This window comes from Bradyrhizobium sp. USDA 4516, assembly GCF_054055915.1.
This window is the reverse complement of record NZ_JBSRXT010000001.1, coordinates 2,546,832-2,567,045: the sequence shown is the minus strand read 5'-3', so window position 1 is coordinate 2,567,045 and position 20,214 is coordinate 2,546,832. Positions and strand designations below refer to the sequence as shown.

Below are 20,214 nucleotides of genomic sequence, written 5' to 3'. Positions count from 1 at the left end.
CGATGGAATCGCAACGGGAAAGGCTCCAGGTTCTTGTCTGACGCGTTTTCTTCACGCGAACCGGTATCCACTTCGCTCGAAAACGCTCTGCTCATAACCGCGCGCCCGACTGCTCCGCCGCCAGCAGGAACGACAGCAGCGAGCGCATCTCGGCGGGCTTGATCGGCTTCTTCAACAGCTCATGGCCGAAGGCCGATACGTCGGAGGCGGCCTTGGCCGAGTAGTCGGCGGTCACGATGATCGCCGGTACCTTGGCGTTGATCGCGCCGCGGATGACATCGACGGCCTGAATGCCGGTCTCGCCATTGTCGAGATGCAGATCGGCGATGATGGCGTCGGGAATGCCGTCGAGCGCGTGGATGCGCTCGAGCGCCTCGGTCTTGGAGATCGTCACCGCGACGTCGCAGCCCCATTTCTCCAGCAAATGGGCGAGCCCCTCGGCGCTCGAGAGGTCGTTCTCGATCAGCAGGATCTTGGCGCCCTCCATGCCGCCATATCGATAGTCGACGCTGGCCTGTTCGCGCACCGGGATCGCAACCGGATCCAGCGTGCGAGGCACGGTGACCGAGAACACCGAGCCTTTGCCGGCGCGCGAGCTCAGCCTGATGTCATGGCCGAGCAGGTCGGCAAACCGGCGCACGATCGAGAGACCAAGCCCGATGCCGGCCTTGTCGCCAGCGCTGGTTTCGCCGCGCTGAAACTCGACGAAGATGGCTTCGCGCTGCGCTTCCGGAATGCCCGGCCCGGTGTCGTGCACCTCGATGCATATGTCATCGCCCCTGGCACGGCATCCCATCAGCACGCTGCCGCGCTGGGTGTAGCGCAGCGCATTGGCGACGAGGTTTTGCAGGATCCGTCGCAGCATCAGCGGATCGGAGCGAACGACCGCGGACGACGGCATGATCCGGAAACCGAGATTGCGCTTGGCGGCGGTCGCGACAAATTCCTGCTCCAGCGGCTCGAACAGCGAGGCGATCGCGACCGGCCCGAATTCGGGCCTGAGCACGCCCGCATCGAGCTTGGAGATGTCGAGCAGCGTCCGCAGCATGTCCTCGAGCGTCGCCAGCGAACGATCGATCTGATCGGTAAGCGCGACGCTCTTGGACTCGGTTGCCATCTCGGTCAGCGCGGACAGCGTCAGCCGCGCCGCATTCAGCGGCTGCAACAGATCGTGCGTGACCGAGACGAGCACGGATGATTTCAAGGAGCTCGCCGCTTCGGCCTGCTGCTTGGCCTGCAGCAGGCGACCATTGGTTTTCTCCAGCGATTGCAGCGCCTGCTTGAGCTGCTGGGTGCGGTCGCGCACCTGCTGATCCAGCGCGATCGCGGTCTCGAACAGCGAGAAGGCGTTGAGCTGCTGATCGGTCGAGCGTTCGACGCGCGACATCAGCGCCGCGTTGATCTTGCGCAGCTTCTCGGCCTCGCGTTCAAGCGCCGCAATTCGCGTGGTCTTGGTATCCGTCATTGCGGCGCGAGTGCCCGCTTGCCGATGGCGATGCCGGTCAGCGTCTGGTTGACATGCATGGAGCGATACTGCTCGCCATAGGTCTGAAAGCCAATCACTTTGTTGCGGCGATAGAGCTCCGACATCTCCCGCGACAGCTGGCGCTGCTCGACGTCGAGCCGGCGCAGCACGCATTCGAAGCCGATGAACATCGAGACCTCGCCGAGATCGTCGGTCAGCTCCTTGAGCAGGCGGCTCGTCACGTCGATCGGGTCGCGCTCGCGCGCCACCGTCAGCACCATGCCCTCGTCGATGGCGCAGAAGAATTGCAGCGATCCGTCCGGGTTGGTGCGCTGGATCGACCGCGCGTAATAGGCGCCGCCGACGCGAACCAGCACGGGATGCGCGGCGAACGAGAACAATTCGAGCTTGCTGTCGCTGAGGCCGACGGCGCGGGAATATTCCAGCGCCGCCGGCTCGGCATTCAATTCCTTGACGATGCGGTGCTCGATGTCGGCCTCGGTCACCACCATCTTGGTCGATGTCGGTTCGAAGTGATCGCACTTGAACAGGCGGAACGGCAGCCGGGTCCGGATCAGGATCAGGACCGCGGCATCGGTAAAGGCCTCGCCGCCATGGAAGACCCACGATTTCTCGAAGCGCAGACCGTCGCCGGCGGAGCCGCCGACCACCGGGATGTCGCCGAGCGACGCATAGATCGCCGACATGATGGTCTCCTCACGCTGGCACATGCCGTCGATGAAGAGCAGCCCGAAGGAATCGTGGGTGTGATCGCAATGCTCGGTGCGTTGCGCGAATTCGTTCTGCAATTCGGTGCAGATCGAGCGGCCGTGATCGACCCGAAATGTCGAAAGGTCGAACAGCGGCCGGGCCGCGATGACGAAATCGGCCGCGTTGAAGCCCATCGCGACGACGCTGTCCTCGTCCCAACCGCCGGGCGACAATTCGCCGGCCGTGGTGCAGCCGAAGATCGGTACGTCGGGCATCCGGCTGGACAGTTCGGCAATGAATGTCTGCGGCTCGTAGACCGGTGACACGAACACCACGAGCATCGCGAGATCAGCCGCCGCCAATTGGCGCGCGATCTCGTCGGCTGCTTCCCGCGGCCCGTCGGTCTTTGCCTGCACCACGACGATACTGTCGGCGGTGCTACCGTTCTGCTTCGCCAAAGGCGCTCTCCCTGACCAGAATTTTTTGCTTTTCTTGGCGCGGCCGATTGAACCCGCGCGGGTCGTGAGGGCATCCGGACCATGCCGCGATGGCTGGCGTTCCGGCTTGCCCGCGGCTTTCAGGTCGTGAGGGGAAATGCCATTGGCCGGGCTATTGCGCCGGCAGCTACGCTCGCCGCAAGCGCCAATGGCGCCGGTCGACGCGATGACATGGGACACCTCCCGATGTGTGTTCTCCTGGCCCGGGCAGGGACAGGATTTGATCGGTTCTAAACTATCGGGCCGGACCTGCGCGTCAATCACCTTACCCACCCGCCTAGCCCGACCAAGGTAGTATCGCGCCGGGCCCGGCGGCCGCTGCCCATTTACCGGGCCTTATCGATTCTGCCTTAGTTTTGCGCTCCGGGGTCTGGGGCGGGTTGCTGCCGGACCTCGCGTGGTTTTCAGAATGAAGACGGGGGTTGGAATGCCGGGGCTGAAGCGATCGTTGTCGATCAGGATCCCAACCCTCAGATTTCGCGCCAAGATCATGCTCGGCTTTGCCGTCACGCTGGCGCTTTCGGCAGCCACCATGGGCTTTGCCTATATGGGCTTCGAGCGGGTCTCCGCCGGCGTCGGCTCCTATCGCCAGAGCGTCGCGGAAGCCGATCTGGCCCGCAACATCGATCGCGAATTGATCTCCTACCGTTCGCTGGCGCGCTACTTCGTCGCGACCGGCAAGGAGGACGACGCCAAGGCCGCGCTCGCCGCCGAGGGCAGCCTGAAGGACGCCATCATGGCGTCGATGAAGGGCACCACCAATCCGGCCCGGCTCGAGCAGATCACCAAGCTGGAGCGCGAATTCCGCGCCTTCACCAAGATCTTCACCGAGATCGTCCGCATCAAGGACGACAGCGCACAGACCGCGCAGAACAAGCTGACCCGCAGCGCGACCTCGATGCGCTACAAGCTCGACGATCTTCCGAGCAATGCCGATGATTCCGAGCTGCAGTCGATCCAGTTCGGCGCCAAGAAGGTGACCGACCAGCTCCAGTCGATCACCGGGGCCGTCAATACCTTCGTCGTCAACGGCGACAAGACGGTCGCTTCGAGCGCGCTCGCCCGGCTGAAATTCGCCGACAATCTGGTGAAGGCGATCACCTCGAATAACGAGCGGATCACCCAGAGCGTGAAGGACATCACCGCGCTGCTCGAAGAGTACCGCGAGGCGCTCGCCAAGCTGATCGCGAACGCGAAGTCGATCGACGAACTGACCGTCGAGATGACGGAGTCCGCGGCCGCCATCAGCCAGGGCGCGGCGGCGATGAAGTCCGATCTGCTCGCCGACCAGAAGCGGCTTGAAAACGAATCGCACACCATGATCGGCGAGACCGAGCAGCTGATCCTGATGCTCGCCGCCGGCAGCTTCGTGCTCGGGCTGGTCTGGGCGTTCCTGCTGGGCAAGGGTATTTCGCGACCGATCGCGGCGATGTGTGCGGCGATGCGCGAGCTCGCGGCGGGCAATTTCGACGTCGTGCTGCCGGGCCTCGGCCGCCGCGACGAACTCGGCGAGATGGCCGGCGCCGTGGAGGAATTCAAGGTCCAGGCGATCGCCAAGGCCGAACGCGATGCCGCGACCCAGGAAGCGCAGAACAAGGCAAGTGCGACCGCGCGGCGCAACGAGCTGATTCGTTTTGCCGACGAATTCGAATCCGCGGTCGGCTCGATTGTCTCCAACGTGTCGGCCTCAGCCGTGCAACTCGAATCCGCGGCCGGTACGCTGACCCGGACGGCGGAGACCACGCAGAACCTGTCGAGCCAGGTCGCCGGCGCCTCGGAGGAAGCCTCCAGCAACATGCAATCGGTCGCCTCCGCAACCGAGGAGCTGTCGGCGTCCGTCGACGAGATCGGCCGCCGCGCCAAGGAGTCGAGCCAGATCGCGGATTCCGCCGTGCGTCAGGCCGAGCAGACCGACGCGCGGATCGGCAAGCTCTCGCGCGCTGCGCAGGAGATCGGCGACGTCGTCAAGCTGATCACGGCGATCGCCGAGCAGACCAATCTGCTGGCGCTGAACGCCACCATCGAGGCCGCGCGCGCCGGCGATGCCGGCCGCGGCTTCGCGGTGGTTGCGGCCGAGGTGAAGTCGCTGGCGAGCCAGACCGCCAGGGCCACCGACGAGATCTCCACCCATATCTCGGGCATGCAGGCGGCGACGCAGGAATCGGTCGCCGCTATCAAGGAGATCGGCGGCACTATCGGGCAGATCTCCGGCATCGCGACCAACATCGCAAGCTCGGTCGAGCAGCAGAGCGCGGCAACGCAGGAGATCGCGCGCAGCGTGCAGAACGTCGCGCAGGGCACACAGGAAGCGGCGTCCAGCGTCACCCAGGTGAATCGCGGCGCCACCGAGACCGGAGCTGCTTCCGAAGAGGTGCTGAATTCGGCCCGCTCGCTGTCGGTCGAGAGCTCGCGGCTGCGCGAGGAGCTCGACCGCTTTATGGCCAATATCCGCGCGGCATAAGGCGCGCGCGGATCTATCCATCGTCGTCCTGGCGAAAGCCAGGACCCATAATCACCACTCACTATTGTTTTAAGTGCAACTCGCCGCGTGCCCTTTTGTTGGGCCGCGGCGTATGGGTCCTGGCTTTCGCCGGGACGACGCTGTTTGGTTGGCGAGATGATGCGATTAATCTCGTCCGAACTGGTGCTTCAACTCGACCTTGGCGCGCTCCAGCCGCGACCGCTCGGTCTTCGGCAGCGTCTTGCCGGCGCGGTTGATATAGAAGGTCAGCATCGAGAGCGCGGAACGATAGGCGCCGCTCTTGCGGCGCGCGCTGTGCTCGGCGGACCGCTTCAGCGATGATGCGATCTTCTTCGCGCTGGTCTGCTTGAACACGCCGCGCTTGAGGTCGAGCGCGTCGCTCTCCTTTGTCACCCGCTGCGACCAGCGCTTCGCCGTCCTCTTGCTTGCGCCGCGCCTGCGACGCGTCGTGCCCATGGACCGTGCCGGTAATGTCCTTGCCGTCTTGCGTGTTGCTTTCTTGTGTGCGGCCATCGATGCCTCCGTGTGTTTTGAGCCGAGAACAGTTCACCGCGATCGTGGTTCCTATGCCGCATTGCGGGAACCCTTGCCGGCCTGCCGCGTTGACACCGCGTGGCGGGCACTCCGTTTGCCGCAATTCCGGGTGAGTGAACCTTGGAACAGATCGTTCCGGGGTTTTTCTCATTGGTCGATTCTGATGACAGTGCAGCCGACACAATTGAGTTCCGCGACGACGCGACAGGCCGTGGCTCCGGTCACGCCGGACGATGACCGCATCATCGAGACCTCGATTCCGGTCCGGCTCGACAATCTCAGCTGGAGCCGCTTTCACACCCGCGTCGTGCTGGCGCTTGGCATCACCTGGATCCTCGACGGGCTGGAAGTGACGCTCGCGGGTGCATTGTCGGGTGCGCTGAAGGACAGCCCGACGATGAGCTTCTCCAATGCCGATGTCGGTCTTGCCAGCAGCGCGTATCTCGCCGGCGCCGTGCTCGGCGCGCTGGGCTTCGGCTGGCTCACCGACCGGATCGGGCGCAAGAAGCTGTTCTTCATCACGCTCGCGCTTTATCTGTCGGCGACCGCCGCGACCGCGCTGTCGTGGAATGTCGCGAGCTACGCGCTGTTTCGCTTTCTCACCGGTGCCGGCATCGGCGGCGAATACACCGCGATCAACTCGACCATCCAGGAACTGGTGCCGGCGCGCTATCGCGGCTGGACCGATCTCGTCATCAACGGCAGCTTCTGGATCGGGGCGGCGATCGGTGCGCTGAGCGCCATCATCCTGCTCGATCCCGCGTTCCTTGCGCCGGACCACGGCTGGCGGATCGCCTATTTCACCGGCGCGGTGCTCGGCCTCGTCGTGCTGTTGATGCGGATGTGGATTCCGGAGAGCCCGCGCTGGCTGATGATCCACGGCTATCCCGACCGGGCCCACAAGATCGTCGCCGATATCGAGACCTCCGTGCTCGGCCACGAACAATCGAGCGCGGACTTCGAGAAGATCAGGCTGCGGATGCGTGATCACACGCCGCTGCGCGAGGTCGCGGTGACGCTGTTCTCCACCTACCGGCAGCGCTCGCTGGTCGGGCTCACGCTGATGGCCGCGCAGGCGTTCTTCTACAATGCGATCTTCTTCACCTTCGCATTGATCCTGACCGACTTCTTCGGTGTCGCCGCCAGCAATGTCGGCTGGTACATCCTGCCCTTCGCCGCCGGAAACTTCCTCGGGCCGCTGCTGCTCGGCCGCCTGTTCGATACGCTCGGCCGCCGCACCATGATCGCGCTGACCTATGGCATCTCGGGCGTGCTGCTGGCGCTGTCCGGCTATCTGTTCTCGATCGGCGTGCTCAGCGCGCAGACCCAGACCATCGCCTGGATGGTGATCTTCTTCTTCGCCTCGCCGGCCGCGAGCGCCGCCTATCTCACCGTCAGCGAGACGTTTCCGCTGGAGGTCCGCGCGCTCGCGATCGCCGCCTTCTATGCGATCGGCACCGGCATTGGCGGCGTAATTGGACCGGCGCTGTTCGGCGTGCTGATCGACACCGGATCGCGCAACAGTGTCTTCGCCGGCTACCTGCTGGGGTCGGCGCTCATGATGGTCGCCGCAGCGGTCGCATGGCGCTATGCCGTCGCGGCCGAGCGGAAATCGCTCGAATCTGTCGCGCGACCACTGGCATGTGTGGAGTAGACTATGACGAAGCATGACGTGGCCGAAATGCCCATGGATGATGACATCGCCCCTGACGCCAGGACGGACAGCGTGCCGACGCCGGCGTCGCTGATCCCGCCGCTCCGCCAGGCCGCGGTGCTGCTTGACATCGACGGCACCCTGCTCGATTTCGCGCCGACGCCGCGCGAGGTCTGGGTGCCGCCGGAACTGTCGACCACGCTGAAGCAGCTGCATGAGCGCACCCACGGCGCGCTGGCGCTGGTCAGCGGCCGCTCCCTCAACGACATCGACCTGATCTTCGCGCCGGAAGTGTTTCCCGCGATCGGCGGCCACGGCGCCGAGATGCGGCTGCAGCCGGACAGCGAGGCGGTCGCCGCACACGCGCCGCCGCTCGACAAGGAGTTGAAGCGCCGTCTTGCCGCGATCGCAAAGCTCAGCCCCGGCATTCTGCTCGAGGACAAGGGCTATTCGCTGGCGCTGCACTACCGGCTGGCGCCGCAGGCGGAGAAGGCGATCTATGAAGCGGTGTCGCTGATCCGCGCCGAGTTGCCGAATGCGCCGATCGAGGTGCTGCCGGGCAAGAGCGTCTGCGAGATCAAGCATTCCGGCTTCACCAAGGCGACCGGCGTGCTCGAGCTGATGACGCATGAGCCGTTCAAGGGACGGCGCCCGTTCTTCATCGGTGACGACGTCACCGACGAGACCGTGTTCGCGATCATGCCCGATTTCGACGGTCTAGCGTTCTCCGTCGGCCGTCGCGCAACCGGCGTCGCCGGACATTTCGACGGACCGAGCGATGTGCGCGAATTCCTCGCGCATCTGCTCGACGTTGATAGGGACGTCAGCCTGTCCTAACCGAAACGCATTCATCGCAGGCGAATCGAATACGGTGCTTTTGCGTCGTGGCGTCAACCTCGCGCGTAATTTTCTTTTCGCGAGTTCCCGCGAGTTCCGTGCGTGTTCGCCAGAATTTGGTTTCAATTGGGAGATTCCTTGATCAGGAACCATCTTGATGAATGGTTGTTAATACGCGAGTTGACCAACAGGAGGGGACCTGGTGAACCTCGTCGTCGTATCGAACCGCGTCTCGCGCGGAAAACCCAATGAACCCATGACGGGGGGGCTGGCTGCGGCATTGTTGCCGGTGGTGGAAAAGACAGGGGCAATATGGGTGGGTTCCAGCGGACGCGTCCGCGACGGGAACCTGAAGGAACCTTTCGCAGAGGTCGAAGCGCTCGGGGCGGGCGCGCTGGCGATGCTCGATCTGCCGGCCGCGCACTATGGCGGCTATTACGAAGGCTTTGCCAATTCGGCGCTGTGGCCCGCGATGCATTCGCGCGCCGATCTGATTCGTGCGTCTCGCGAGGACTACGCGAGCTATCGCGAAGTGAACGCGTTCATGGCGCGCGCGTTGCTGCGCTTCCGCAAGCCGGATTCCGTGTTCTGGGTCCAGGACTATCATTTCCTCGCGCTCGGCGCCGAGCTGCGCGATCTCGGCGTCACGCAGCCGATCGGCTTCTTCCTGCACACGCCATGGCCGGCGCGCGCGGTAATCGCGGGCGTGCCCAATCATCGCGAGCTGATCGAGGCGATGCTGTCCTATGACCTGATCGGCTTCCAGACCGATGAGGACTGCGAGAACTTCCTGAGCTATGTGCAGCACGATCTCGACTTCGAGGTGCGCGACGGCGTGATCAATTCGTCGTTCGGCCGCACCCGCGCCGCGGTGTTTCCGATCGGCATCGACCCCGGCAAGTTCGCGCAGCAGGCGACCAAGGCGATGACGCATCCCGACGTGACGCGGCTGCGGCGCAGTCTCAACGGCGAGAAGCTCGCGATCGGCGTCGACCGGCTCGACTACTCCAAGGGCCTCGTCAACCGCATCAAGGCGTTCGACAAGATGTGGACGCTGCATCCGAACCTGAAACGTTCGGTGTCGCTGCTGCAGATCGCAACGCCCTCGCGCGGCGCGATCGAAGCCTACGGCAATCTGCAGAGCGAGGTGGCGAAGCTCGTCACCGACGTCAACGGCGTGCATGGCGAGGTCGACTGGACGCCGATCCGCTACCTCAACAAGGGCTTTGGCCAGGGCGTGCTCGCAGGCCTTTACCGCACCGCGCAGGTCGGCGTCGTGACGCCGCTGCAGGACGGCATGAACCTCGTCGCCAAGGAATATGTCGCCGCGCAAAACCCGGCGGACCCCGGCGTGCTGGTGCTGTCGAAATTCGCCGGTGCGGCGAACGAGCTCGACGCGGCGCTGCTGGTCAATCCGCACGATATCGACGGCATGGCGCGCACCTTGGCGACGGCCCTCGCGATGCCGCTGACCGAGCGGCGGATGCGCTGGGAAGCCATGATGGAGAAGCTCAACAGCGGCACCATCCAGCAATGGTTCGCCGACTTCATCGAGGCGCTGCAGGATACGCACAATGCGGGAAACGCGGCGCTGCCGGAGCCACCAACCCTGTGGCCGCGCCGCACGGCGGATTTTGCCGCGCGCTATCACTGAGCGAGCATGACGATGCAGGGTGGGTGCGTTAGTTCGCCCATCCGCGGTTCTGTCGTCCCTGCTAATGCGTAATTGCGCACTAGGCAGGGAACGACACTGAATGTGTTGCGCGGCCAGTGGTCGTAACTTCGCGTTCCCGCGACGGGGCTCGCGAAAGCGGGAATCCGGCATCCGTTCTTCCAGGAGCGATGCGGTCCAATAGATTCCCGGCTCTCGTCTGCGGCGAGCCTCCGGACGAAGAGGCGGGCTGATCGGATGCACTCATTGATTTGCGCCGGTCCCTGACCGACCGCCGGCCAAAATCGCGCGCGTCCACGCGCAAGGCCGCAGCGCGCGGCTGCCGTCGCTATCAATTTACCCAATGTTTTCAATCTGTTGTGGAAATTTCGCGCTCCCGGCCTGCGCTCCCTTGCAAAATCCGCCTCAGCCCTTCAAGAGAGGGCCTCCCGGAGAGATGGCCGAGTGGCTTAAGGCGCACGCTTGGAAAGCGTGTGTGCGGGAAACCGTACCGTGGGTTCGAATCCCACTCTCTCCGCCACTTTGTCCCGGATTTTCGTACCTCGAAACGGAGACAGGCCCGAAAACTCGGCCGTTTTCGTGCATTTTCTCGCCCTGGAGAATGCGGCCGTACTAAAAACGAGGTCGTCAATGGCGGTGGAGAATGCATTTTTCTCCGAATCCTAGAACGCTAGAAATCGGTACGGTACGACATTTCACGGAAAACAAAGCCCTCATAGGGGGCCGGTTTTGAATCTCTCTCGCTCAAGCGACGCGTTCTCGCCGAGGCCAAGATCCTTCAGGTCCTTCTTTTTTGATGAGGCCCCCGATCGGTGGTCTCCACGCTTCCTTAGGCGACACCCCTGCACGCTCACTAGAACGCATGTGAGAATTGGCTACTCGTCCATTGGTCCACAATCTTGGTTTCGAAGCCGCGCTTAACTACTATTTTCGTGCTATTGCCTCCGACATGGATTTCTAGGAAGGGTGCACTACCATCCCTGTGCAGCTCGATAGTCCATGCGCGCTTGCCCCAACGTATCTCAAAGGCGGAGAGCGTCGTCGTCGTAATCGGAGGGTAAGGGGCGCTCTAGAATGCACATAGGCTGGAACGAGATTCGTGTGCGAGCAGCACGGTTCGCAGACGAGTGGAAGGACGCGCGCTACGAGAAGGGCGATACTCAAAGTTTTTACAATGAGTTTTTTGAGGTCTTCGGCGTTCGTCGCCGAAGAGTTGCGAGCTATGAAGAGCCGGTCCGCCTCCTCGGTGCGAGAAGGGGCTTCATAGACCTGTTTTGGAAAGGCACGTTGCTTGTTGAGCAAAAGAGCGCCGGCCGCGATCTCGCACCCGCCAAGACACAGGCGCTGGACTACTTTCCGGGTCTTAAGGACTCGGAGCTGCCGCGTTACATCCTTTTGAGCGATTTTCAGACGTTCGAACTGTACGATTTGGACGAGGGCGCGCCGCCTCTCAAGTTCAAGCTTAAGGAATTTCCCCGGCACGTAAATACGTTTGGTTTTATGCTCGGAATCCAAACACGCCAATTTCGGGACCACGATCCCGCGAGTATCGATGCGGCCAATCTTATGGGGAAGCTGCACGACGCGTTGGAGGCAACAGGATATAGAGGCCATGCGTTGGAGCGATTGCTAGTTCGCCTGCTCTTTTGTCTCTTCGCAGAGCACACTGGCATCTTCGAACCCGGAGATTTCGCCGCACTTATCCAAGATCGTACTCGCGAGGACGGCAGCGATCTAGGTCTTTGGCTGAACCATCTATTTGAGGTGTTGAACACTCCGCGAGAACAACGGCAATCAACACTTGATCCGGACTTAGCCCGGTTCGATTACATCAACGGCAGGCTATTCGAGGAGCATCTGCCGGCGGCTATCTTTGACACGAACATGCGGAATCTGCTGCTGGAAGCGTGCGATTTTCGATGGTCGGAGATATCTGCTGCGATCTTTGGCTCCTTGTTCCAATTTGTTATGAATCCCGTTGAGCGGCGAAAGCAAGGCGCTCACTACACAAGCGAGCGTGACATTCTGAAGGTAATCGAACCGCTGTTTTTGGACGAGCTAAGGGCAGAGCTGGCAAGGTGCAAGGCCTTGCAAAGAGGACGAGAGGCTGCGCTGCATCGACTGCAGGACAAAATAGCTGGATTACGCCTTTTTGATCCAGCTTGTGGCTGCGGAAATTTCCTGGTCATCGCCTATCGCGAGCTGCGTCTGCTTGAGCTCGAAATACTAAAGTCGCTGTTTCCGGACCGGCGGCAAGGCTGGCTAGACGTAGCCTCTTTGTCCCATGTGAACGTGGACCAGTTTTTCGGGATTGAGTTGGATGAGTTTGCGACCCTGATTGCGGAGGTCGCGCTTTGGCTAACTGACCATATCGCGAACAATCAACTCTCCGAAGAATTTGGTGAATCATATGTTCGTATACCGCTAAAGACATCTCCCTCAATCCGCTGCGGGGACGCACTTGAGATGGATTGGACGGAAGTCCTTTCTCCCTCCGACTGCTCATTTGTTTTCGGAAACCCGCCATTCGGTGGCGCAAAATATCAGAGCACATTCCAGAGGGCTCAGGTTCGGAGAATCGCAAATCTTGGTCGGTCCGGTGGAACGCTGGATTTCGTGACGGCTTGGTTTTTTAAGGCCGGAGAGTTTGTCCAACGAGGTGGCAATGCGCTGATTGGGTTTGTTGCGACAAATTCCATTACCCAAGGCGAGCAGGTAGCACAATTGTGGCCATCCCTTTTTGGCCGGTATCAGTTGGAGATTTCATTTGCCCACCGGACATTCGCCTGGGAGTCAGAGGCAAGGGGGGCCGCTCACGTTCATGTTGTGATTATTGGCCTCGCACCTCGAAGCCGTCAGCCCAATTTTAAGCGCTTGTTCTCCTACAGCGACCCCTACGCAAATCCGCACGAAACAAGGCACCCTGCGCTATCAGCTTACCTACTGGATGCGTCAGGGCTTGCCGATCCTCACGTGGTTGTAACAGAAAGAAATCGGCCGTTGGCGGATGTGCCTGCTATCGAGTCAGGAACGCAGCCGATTGACAATTCTCATCTGATTTTCAACGCCGATGAACGTGCGGTGTTTTTGAGACAAGAGCCCAAAGCTAGGCGGTTCATGCGCCCCTTTTGGGGCACCACGGAATTTCTGAGCGGGGCGGGCAGGTGGATTCTGGCGCTCCAGAACGCCACGCCTGCCCAGCTGAGGGCGATGCCCCGCGTGCGGAACCGGCTAGCGCTTGTGAAGAAATTTAGGAAGGCAAGTAAGAGGGCGCAAACCCTACGAATTGCCGACTTCCCAACTCGGTTCAATGTCGAGAGCATACCTACCGCCGATTATTTGGCCATTCCTGAGGTCAGCTCGGAAAACCGGGAATACATCCCCATCGGATGGCTTAGCCCACCAACTATTCCGTCCAACCTGTTGCGGATCATCGAAGGCGCGGATCTCTGGCATTTCGGCATAATCACGTCCCGTATGCATATGGCTTGGGCGCGGCTAATAGGTGGCCGTCTTGAAAGCCGGCTCCGATACTCTTCGGGCATCAACTACAATTGCTTCGTATGGCCCGAAGCCAACGCCACCCAGCGGTCACGAATTTCAAATCTCGCTCAACGTGTTCTTGATGCTCGGACCCAGGCCGGCTCAGTAAGCTACGAAGATATGTATGACCCAATAGCGATGACCCCCAACCTTCGGCGGGCGCACCGCAATCTCGACGTGGCCGTCGATCGCCTTTATAGGCAATCGGGATTTCAATCTGACGCAGACCGCGTTACGTTTTTGTTGGCTCTCTACGAGCGTGCTGTTGCACCATTGCAAGTGGCGGCTCGCCCTGCACGACGACGGGGGCGCGAACAGGCTCCGCAAGCAGAGGCTCCGTGATCAAAAAGGAGACTGGGAATGTCGGCGTGGGCGGCGAGTTCATCCTTCGTTCGGTTGCACGCGTATTTGGAGCTGAGCTTCACCGAATTTTCGTATTATTTCTCGATCACGTCCATGCAAGACTATCGTAGGTGCCTCGCACGCACCAAGGCCGCGCTATTTCGATCGTAGACATAGTCAGTGATCGTCCCGTCCTTGATGCGATCAACTGCCTCGTCGATTACGAACAGCGGCACCAGAAACCATTCGCGCGGGGTCACTGGATTCCCGAAGCGATCGTTAATCTTGATATCGAGCCGTGCGGGGTCAAAGATTCGGTGGATGAGGTTTTCAAGCTTAGTGCGGCTAATATTGGAAAGTTTGTATGTGGCTACGATTTCTACGTCCGCCATCAGGAAGGTCGGATCGAGCCGCGCGTTGGTGATTCGCGTCTCAACCTTACTGCCCGTCACGCCGATCTTGTGCAAAACGTCGCGGCTTGCGGCGACCACTGGATGGTCGGATTTGCTTCGGGCGACATAAATGATGCCGCTTGCGTGATCGCCGCTCTCGCCTTCGCTGCCGAACAGCGGCCCCGCAACAGGATCGGTTATGCGCCGTCCGGCTTCGTCGCGGTGAAGCGCCCGCTGAAGTGAGCGTAACAGAACATCACTTTCTGTCCCGTTATCATAGATCACGCGCAGCCGGCTGTCGCGGCGGTCATATCGCGAAATGAATTCCTTTCCCAATTCCGCGACATAGGCGATCTGTCCGCCGACGATAAAGAACTCGCCTTTCTTGATTTCGGCCATCATTTGGAAGGGGCGCGTTTCGCGTACTCCACCGTCGAGCTCCTTTTTGACCCGCGCGAACAGGGGCCTGAACCGGTCAAAATCCTCGCATTTGGTTCGATTGGCGATTTCCTCCGCCGCCCTTTTGTCAGCAGCGGAGCGGACATGTCTGAGTTTGGTGATGTCGCCTTCGGTTACATTCATTCCCAATTCCGCTAGAAGCGCATCATCGTTCAAATCATCGACGGTGGCGACCGGCGCAGGTGTTGCGCCCGCCAGGAGGCCCTGACGGTCGACCGGCTCTAGCAGAGCCAGACAATCGGCTTCACGCAGCCGATCGAGACGCGCCGCATACAATCGCTCGAATATGTCGCGGCCTTTGCCGTGCTGGGGCGCACGGCCGTGCTGATCGACAAAACGTTGGATTTCCTCAAACCCTGCGATGACACGTTCCTCTCGCGCCGTGCGGCCCGTCTCTTTCTTAGTCTCGACCTTAACGCCCAATTCTTCGAGAAGGGCATCGTCCTCGTTGGTGAACTTATTCGCCACGGGCTGCCTCCGCCTTCTTGCGCGCAAGGAAGGCAACCCCCTCAGCCATCCGTTTTTCCCAAGCGTCGCTTGATGTGATTGAGGGTAAGCGCCCACGTTCTTGCTTGAATTTCAAAGCCCGCTTCGCAAGCTCGCGTGCCTCGTCGACCGTGAGGCTGACGCGCTTTGCGGAAATCACCGCTGCCACCTGTTTCAGGCTATCCTCGCTCATCGTCTTGGCGAGGATGGCATAGGCCTCGCCGAAAGGATTGATACGGTCGATGAGGTCAATGTTCAGTTCGCGTACGTCCATCGCAAACTTGCGCACACCGTCAATCAGGGCAGTGTTTGCGCTCGGCTGATCATAGCCTCCCACGTCAGCGAGGACGATTTTTTTAGCTTGTTGCGTGAGATTCAGGGCAGCGACAGCGTACTGGCGCACGGATTCCCGATCCGCTTCGTCCAGTTCGGGGTATTTGTCCTTGATGATCTTGCCCATGCGAGCGACCGTCAGTTCCTCGGGCACAAGTTCTTCATCGAACAAGCCGCGTTCGATGGTGGCTTTGTCCTGCACGAAGGCGGCAATAACCTCGTTCAAATCCTCGCGGCAGATGCGTTCGGCTTCCTTGCTCTTGGGTTCGACTAGTCCCTTGATCTCGATCTGGAATTGCCCAGTTTGTTCGTTAAAGCCGACATTGGTCTTGTTCGGATCGTACCCGCCCTCGCCATACTTGAAGCCGGGCGTCGCCGTGTTGTCTGGGTTCTTAGGCTTGAACTCGAAACGCGGCGCAAGCACCTGCTCCATCAATAAGCTGGCCGCGATGGCTTTGAGTGTATCGTTCACCGCTTCCGCGACGATGTCCGCCGCCGCATCCGGCTCGGTGATCAGATTCGTAAAACGAGCGCGAGTCTTGCCCGGCGCGTCGCGGGTAGCGCGGCCGATGATCTGCACGATTTCGGTCAGGCTCGCCCGGTATCCGATGGTCAACGCGTGTTCGCACCAAATCCAATCAAAACCTTCCTTGGCCATGCCAAGCGCAATAATAATGTCCACATGGTCACGATTGTTCTTCTGCGCCGAGTCTTTTAGAGCGGCGGACACGCGGTCGCGGCTGGTCACGTCATCATCGACCAGATCGGCGATCTTGATAACGCGGCCTGAGGCCGTCTTGACCAACTGAAAACCGGTCGTGGGATCGGCTCCCTGCCACTCGCCCAGTTCTTCGATGATGTGTTCCACCTCCTTGATCTTGTCCTTCGTACTTTCGCGCGAATTGACGCTGGGGATATGGATGATTGTCTTTTCCGTAGAGTCGAGAACTTTCAGAATGTCGTTGGTATAGGAGCCCGAATAGAAGAAGTAGCCTATGTCGAGTTGCTTGAGATACTCGTAGCCGTTGAGCTGTTCGTAGTAGGTATAGGTGACGGTATCGAACTTGGCCTCGTCTCGCGGGGCGAGCACCGCTTCCGCATCCCCGCGGAAATAAGAACCCGTCATCGCAACGATATGGACCTTCTCGCGGGCGATGAACTGGCCGAGATGAAATCCGAGCTTGTTGTCAGGGTTGGCCGAAACATGATGAAACTCGTCGACGGCGATCAACCGGTCGTCAAACTTCTCGACTCCGAACTTCTCAACTGCAAAGCGGAAGGTGGCGTGCGTGCAGACCAGCGCCTTGTCGCCGCCTTCCAAGAATGTCCCGACGGAATTGACTTTGCCGCCGTTGTCCGAGCCAGGGGCGTCGCAGAGGTTCCATTTCGGCTCAACAGTCCAGTCGGCAAAGAACCCATGTTTAGTCAGAGGTTCGTCATGGAAGCTCGCGCCAATGGATTTTTCCGGCACCACGATGATCGCCTGTTTGATGCCCTGATTAGCGAGCTTGTCTAGAGTGATGAACATGAGCGCGCGGCTCTTGCCGGAGGCAGGCGGCGACTTGATAAGCAGGTATTGCTCGCCACGCCGCTCATACGCGCGCTCCTGCATTGGCCGCATCCCAAGGGCGTTTGCCTTGGTCGAGTTGCCGTTGCGGGCATAATTGACTGAAATGGATGGGATTAATTTCGTTCCGTCGGTCATGTGCCTGTCTCTAGCTTTGCCTTCTTGGCCGTTCCGCTCGCCGCGGTCATTTTGGTGTAGAGATCAAACAGCTTCTCCAGCCGTTCAGTATCGTTGCGGAAGCGGCGACCAATATAGATGCGTTCCAAGACTTCATCGTTGCGCTCATGCGCTTCCCGTAGATCGGTGGGCATGTTTTCGGGATCATACATGTCAGCAATGGTCGCCGGGAAATGCGCTTCGCGAGCCAACAGGATCTCTTCCGCGCAGCAGGCAAGGTCGGCTTTGTTTTTCTCAGTAAGAGTGGGGACGGGGAAGGTGTTCCAACCGAGTGTGTTGGAGTAGCGGTATCGAGTTTCCAGCTTGCCGCAAACCGTCGCTATCCAGACGAGATGTAATCGCGAAGCGATCAATGCCATATTCCAAATCGGGGCATCAAAAAATGCAAAGGCTAGATTGCTGACAATCGTTCCCGCAGGCGAGTATCCCACCGGTAGGTACTGGCGCCTCTCAGATGAGACGCTCGGCACGATAATAACTGTCTCATCTCCTCTCTGTCGGACCTCACCAAATCTGAACGGCACGCTGCTAAGTTTCGCCGTTGTTGCTCGACTGCTCGCAAGCCGTTGTGCTTCCACGGCTTCGAAGCGACTGAAGAGCCAAGCATTATTCCGGGCTTTATTCTGGTCGGCCTCGCCTACCCAGATGCATCGACGCTCGATGCCGTTGATGAACTCCTGCGAGCCTAAGAACGGGCGAACGAACGTTTGCTCGACGCCGTGACGATCTACAGCCAACGATCCCTCTTCGGCAGTCAGCAGAAGGTGGCCGCCGTCGTTCGGCATGTTGCCAAAGGTCATTTCGTTGACCATGCTGAGGGGACGCGAGAGTTGGCCTACGACGACGTTTGGCCCTGGGACTAAGTAGGCATTGATGTTGTCGACGGCCTTCACAATGGCTTCGGCACCCTCGGTCTCCGAAAACAACAATCGTGTTCGGCCGGCGTGGTTTGAGATACCCACAATTACGACGGTCACGCCTGCATTGTGACTCGCTAGGTTCGCCCATTTGAAGGAGCTATGGGCAAAGGCAATCTCGTGCTTGGTCGAAAAAATTAGCGACCAGAGCGTATCAATCTGCCGTCCTTGACAGATTGAATTCGTTGTCACGAACGCAGCAACCGCTCTGGTAGCCGCGCCATAGTCGGCCGCCTTTATGAGCCAGCCGGCTACATAATCGAGAGACTTCCAGTTGCTCGTGCGTCCCTCAAAGATGGCTTTCAGGTCGGACTTCTGTTGATCGGTCTGCCATTGGCTGCCGCGGTAAGGCGGATTCCCGCAGATGTAGGTTTCTCCGCCTTCGTTCTCGAAGTCAATCTGCGCTTGATCGAGCGGGGTGCTAAACAGGTCGTCCGCCTGAAGCTTCACCCCTGTTCCGGTAGGCGGGCAGATACTTAGCCAGTCGAGTCGCAGCGCGTTGCCGCAGGTGATCCAGTTCTGCGTGTCTAGCGGCAGAAATTCCTCGAGAGCCTCCTTCTGGCCGCGATGCAGGATATCGCACTGATATTCCGCTATAATGAGGGCAAGGCGCGCGATCTCGGCCGGGAAGTCGCGCACTTCGATCCCTCGGAAATTGGTCAGGGGAATTTCGGTTCGCTGACCAGCCTCGCCGCGTCGCTTGTTGATCTTGGCTTCAATCGCCCGCATTTCCTTGTAGGCGATGACGAGGAAATTGCCGGAGCCGCAGGCCGGATCGAATACCCTGATCTTCGCCATGCGCTTGCGCAAATTGAGCAGCATGCGGGGATTATCTCCGGCTTCCTCTAGCCGCGCGCGCAACTCATCAAGGAACAGCGGGTTCAGCACTTTCAAGATGTTTGGCACGCTAGTGTAGTGCATGCCGAGGGCGCCACGCTCTTCTTCGTCGGCGACGGCCTGGATCATCGATCCGAAAATGTCGGGGTTGATCTTCCTCCAATCGAGCCTACCGATATGGATAAGGTAAGAGCGAGCGATCTTGCTAAATCGTGGCACCTCGGTGCTGCCCGCAAACAGGCCGCCGTTCACATAGGGAAATGCGTCTGCCCACCGGGGCAGCTTTGCAGCCGCTCGATCATCGATCTTCGTGTTCATCGCGCGGAAGATTGTGCTTATCACCTCATGCGTATTGGACGAATCCTTCTCGCTCATTTGCTCGGCTGTGTCGGTAAACAGGTCGACCTTGCGGAAGATGTCGGTGTCTTCGGCAAAAAAGCAAAAGATCAGCCGCGCCATGAAATGATTCATGTCGTGGCCGCGGGTCGCCGTTTCCCAATCGGGATTGTCCTTCAGCAGTTCGACATAGAGGCGATTGAGGCGGCTGGTCGCGCGGATATCGAAGGAACTTTCACGAACCTGCGCAATGGTCGCGATACCGGCCAGGGGTAGGAAGAAACCAAAGTGGTCGGGGAAGTCCCTAAAGGCGCACGCAAGCGCTTCGCCGCTTGTAAGGTCTTCGGCCTCAAACGAGTCACCGTCCGTCGCCAGGACGAACTTAGCCTTCGCTTTTGCGGTCGCCGGACTTACCCTTAGGGCAGCCAAGGTCTTCGTGACCTCGCCGGGCGCGGCAACGGCGATGTGGATGTTGTTAGTCTGAAGGACGCCGCAAAGGTCCGACTTGTTCGACTCGCCCTTTCGCAAGCGCTTGAGGGTCGTTTCCTTGTTGCCGAAAGCTTGAAGGAAAGCGAAGGGAAACTCGGTCGCGTTGAAGGGCTGCTCGGCCAAAGCCGAAATAGCCTCTTCGATTTCAACGGCATTCATAGGTCCCGCCCCAAAAGGTAAAACGCCTGGTGTTTTGTCCGGCCCAAGCACTCAACATAGCGCTATCATGTCGATGGCAGTTTCTTGCCTAACATCTTCCATCTTCAACTACACCAATGGTAGAGCCCGCAAGAAGAGTGCCCAGCGCTTGGGAGCCGTCATCGTCGGATGCTCCTTGGAGGGCCCGGATAAGCTCGCGACGCTTTCAGGATGGCTTTGGCTTCGGTAGGAAGCCCTTTTCTCGGCTCAGCGGCGTCTTCGAAAGGCGAACTTTCGCACTGAGGGTTCTGATCGAGGTGCAGGCTGTCGGTCGCTCAACCAAACG

The 20,214-nt window shown here is 60.1% G+C and carries 11 protein-coding genes and 1 tRNA gene; 6 read left to right on the top strand and 6 right to left on the bottom strand.

The window, feature by feature from the left end; genetic code table 11:
• Positions 1 to 91 precede the first annotated feature (91 nt).
• Positions 92 to 1,465 (bottom strand): ATP-binding response regulator, encoded by a 1,374-nt coding sequence (locus ACVI1L_RS11780; RefSeq protein WP_229192426.1) that lies wholly within the window; start codon positions 1,463 to 1,465, stop codon positions 92 to 94.
• The gene (locus tag ACVI1L_RS11775; protein WP_456782947.1) at positions 1,462 to 2,634 is read right to left on the bottom strand and encodes an FIST N-terminal domain-containing protein; all 1,173 of its coding nucleotides are present in this window, start codon (positions 2,632 to 2,634) and stop codon (positions 1,462 to 1,464) included. Before ACVI1L_RS11775 ends, ACVI1L_RS11780 begins: the two co-directional genes overlap by 4 nt.
• Positions 2,635 to 3,100: 466 nt before the next feature.
• Here ACVI1L_RS11775 and ACVI1L_RS11770 point away from each other — a divergent pair, with 466 nt between their 5' ends.
• On the top strand, positions 3,101 to 5,134 hold the full coding sequence (locus ACVI1L_RS11770; RefSeq protein WP_456782946.1) for a methyl-accepting chemotaxis protein: 2,034 nt from the start codon (positions 3,101 to 3,103) through the stop codon (positions 5,132 to 5,134).
• 165 nt (positions 5,135 to 5,299) lie between these two features.
• Here the strand turns inward: ACVI1L_RS11770 and ACVI1L_RS11765 are convergent, their stop codons facing one another.
• Positions 5,300 to 5,611: a DUF3175 domain-containing protein gene (locus ACVI1L_RS11765; protein WP_229192424.1), complete on the bottom strand. Its 312-nt coding sequence runs from the start codon at positions 5,609 to 5,611 to the stop codon at positions 5,300 to 5,302.
• 241 nt (positions 5,612 to 5,852) lie between these two features.
• Between ACVI1L_RS11765 and ACVI1L_RS11760 the strand changes: the two genes are divergently transcribed.
• The 5 genes from ACVI1L_RS11760 to ACVI1L_RS11740 all read left to right on the top strand — a co-directional run bounded on the left by ACVI1L_RS11760 (position 5,853) and on the right by ACVI1L_RS11740 (position 13,737).
• A complete protein-coding gene (locus ACVI1L_RS11760; protein WP_456782945.1) occupies positions 5,853 to 7,343 on the top strand; it encodes an MFS transporter in 1,491 nt (496 codons plus the stop codon).
• A 3-nt stretch (positions 7,344 to 7,346) separates the two neighbouring features.
• The gene (gene otsB, locus ACVI1L_RS11755; protein WP_375166737.1) at positions 7,347 to 8,180 is read left to right on the top strand and encodes a trehalose-phosphatase; all 834 of its coding nucleotides are present in this window, start codon (positions 7,347 to 7,349) and stop codon (positions 8,178 to 8,180) included.
• Positions 8,181 to 8,382: 202 nt separating this feature from the next.
• Positions 8,383 to 9,834, top strand: a complete 1,452-nt coding sequence (locus ACVI1L_RS11750) for a trehalose-6-phosphate synthase (RefSeq protein WP_057021128.1) — start codon at positions 8,383 to 8,385, stop codon at positions 9,832 to 9,834.
• Between the two features lie 448 nt (positions 9,835 to 10,282).
• Positions 10,283 to 10,372, top strand: a tRNA-Ser gene (locus ACVI1L_RS11745).
• 554 nt (positions 10,373 to 10,926) lie between these two features.
• A complete protein-coding gene (locus tag ACVI1L_RS11740) occupies positions 10,927 to 13,737 on the top strand; it encodes a class I SAM-dependent DNA methyltransferase (RefSeq protein ID WP_456782944.1) in 2,811 nt (936 codons plus the stop codon).
• 122 nt (positions 13,738 to 13,859) lie between these two features.
• Here the strand turns inward: ACVI1L_RS11740 and ACVI1L_RS11735 are convergent, their stop codons facing one another.
• From ACVI1L_RS11735 to ACVI1L_RS11725, 3 genes are read right to left on the bottom strand one after another with little or no spacing between them, the layout of a single operon-like run.
• Positions 13,860 to 15,056: a GIY-YIG nuclease family protein gene (locus ACVI1L_RS11735; protein ID WP_456782943.1), complete on the bottom strand. Its 1,197-nt coding sequence runs from the start codon at positions 15,054 to 15,056 to the stop codon at positions 13,860 to 13,862.
• Positions 15,046 to 17,112, bottom strand: a complete 2,067-nt coding sequence (locus tag ACVI1L_RS11730) for a DEAD/DEAH box helicase (protein WP_456782942.1) — start codon at positions 17,110 to 17,112, stop codon at positions 15,046 to 15,048. The genes ACVI1L_RS11735 and ACVI1L_RS11730 overlap by 11 nt, the downstream gene beginning before the upstream one ends.
• Complete coding sequence (locus ACVI1L_RS11725) at positions 17,109 to 19,889, bottom strand: class I SAM-dependent DNA methyltransferase (RefSeq protein WP_456782941.1); 2,781 nt, start codon at positions 19,887 to 19,889, stop codon at positions 17,109 to 17,111. The genes ACVI1L_RS11730 and ACVI1L_RS11725 overlap by 4 nt, the downstream gene beginning before the upstream one ends.
• Between the last annotated feature and the right edge of the window lie 325 nt (positions 19,890 to 20,214).

Excerpts from the sequence above, each read along its gene's own strand:
- ACVI1L_RS11765 (WP_229192424.1), bottom strand. The coding sequence starts at position 5,611 with ATGGGCACGACGCGTCGCAGGCGCGGCGCAAGCAAGAGGACGGCGAAG.
- ACVI1L_RS11780 (WP_229192426.1), bottom strand. The coding sequence starts at position 1,465 with ATGACGGATACCAAGACCACGCGAATTGCGGCGCTTGAACGCGAGGCC.
- otsB (WP_375166737.1), top strand. The coding sequence starts at position 7,347 with ATGACGAAGCATGACGTGGCCGAAATGCCCATGGATGATGACATCGCC.
- ACVI1L_RS11730 (WP_456782942.1), bottom strand. The coding sequence starts at position 17,112 with ATGACCGACGGAACGAAATTAATCCCATCCATTTCAGTCAATTATGCC.
- ACVI1L_RS11725 (WP_456782941.1), bottom strand. The coding sequence starts at position 19,889 with ATGAATGCCGTTGAAATCGAAGAGGCTATTTCGGCTTTGGCCGAGCAG.
- ACVI1L_RS11760 (WP_456782945.1), top strand. The coding sequence starts at position 5,853 with ATGACAGTGCAGCCGACACAATTGAGTTCCGCGACGACGCGACAGGCC.
- ACVI1L_RS11770 (WP_456782946.1), top strand. The coding sequence starts at position 3,101 with ATGCCGGGGCTGAAGCGATCGTTGTCGATCAGGATCCCAACCCTCAGA.
- ACVI1L_RS11740 (WP_456782944.1), top strand. The coding sequence starts at position 10,927 with ATGCACATAGGCTGGAACGAGATTCGTGTGCGAGCAGCACGGTTCGCA.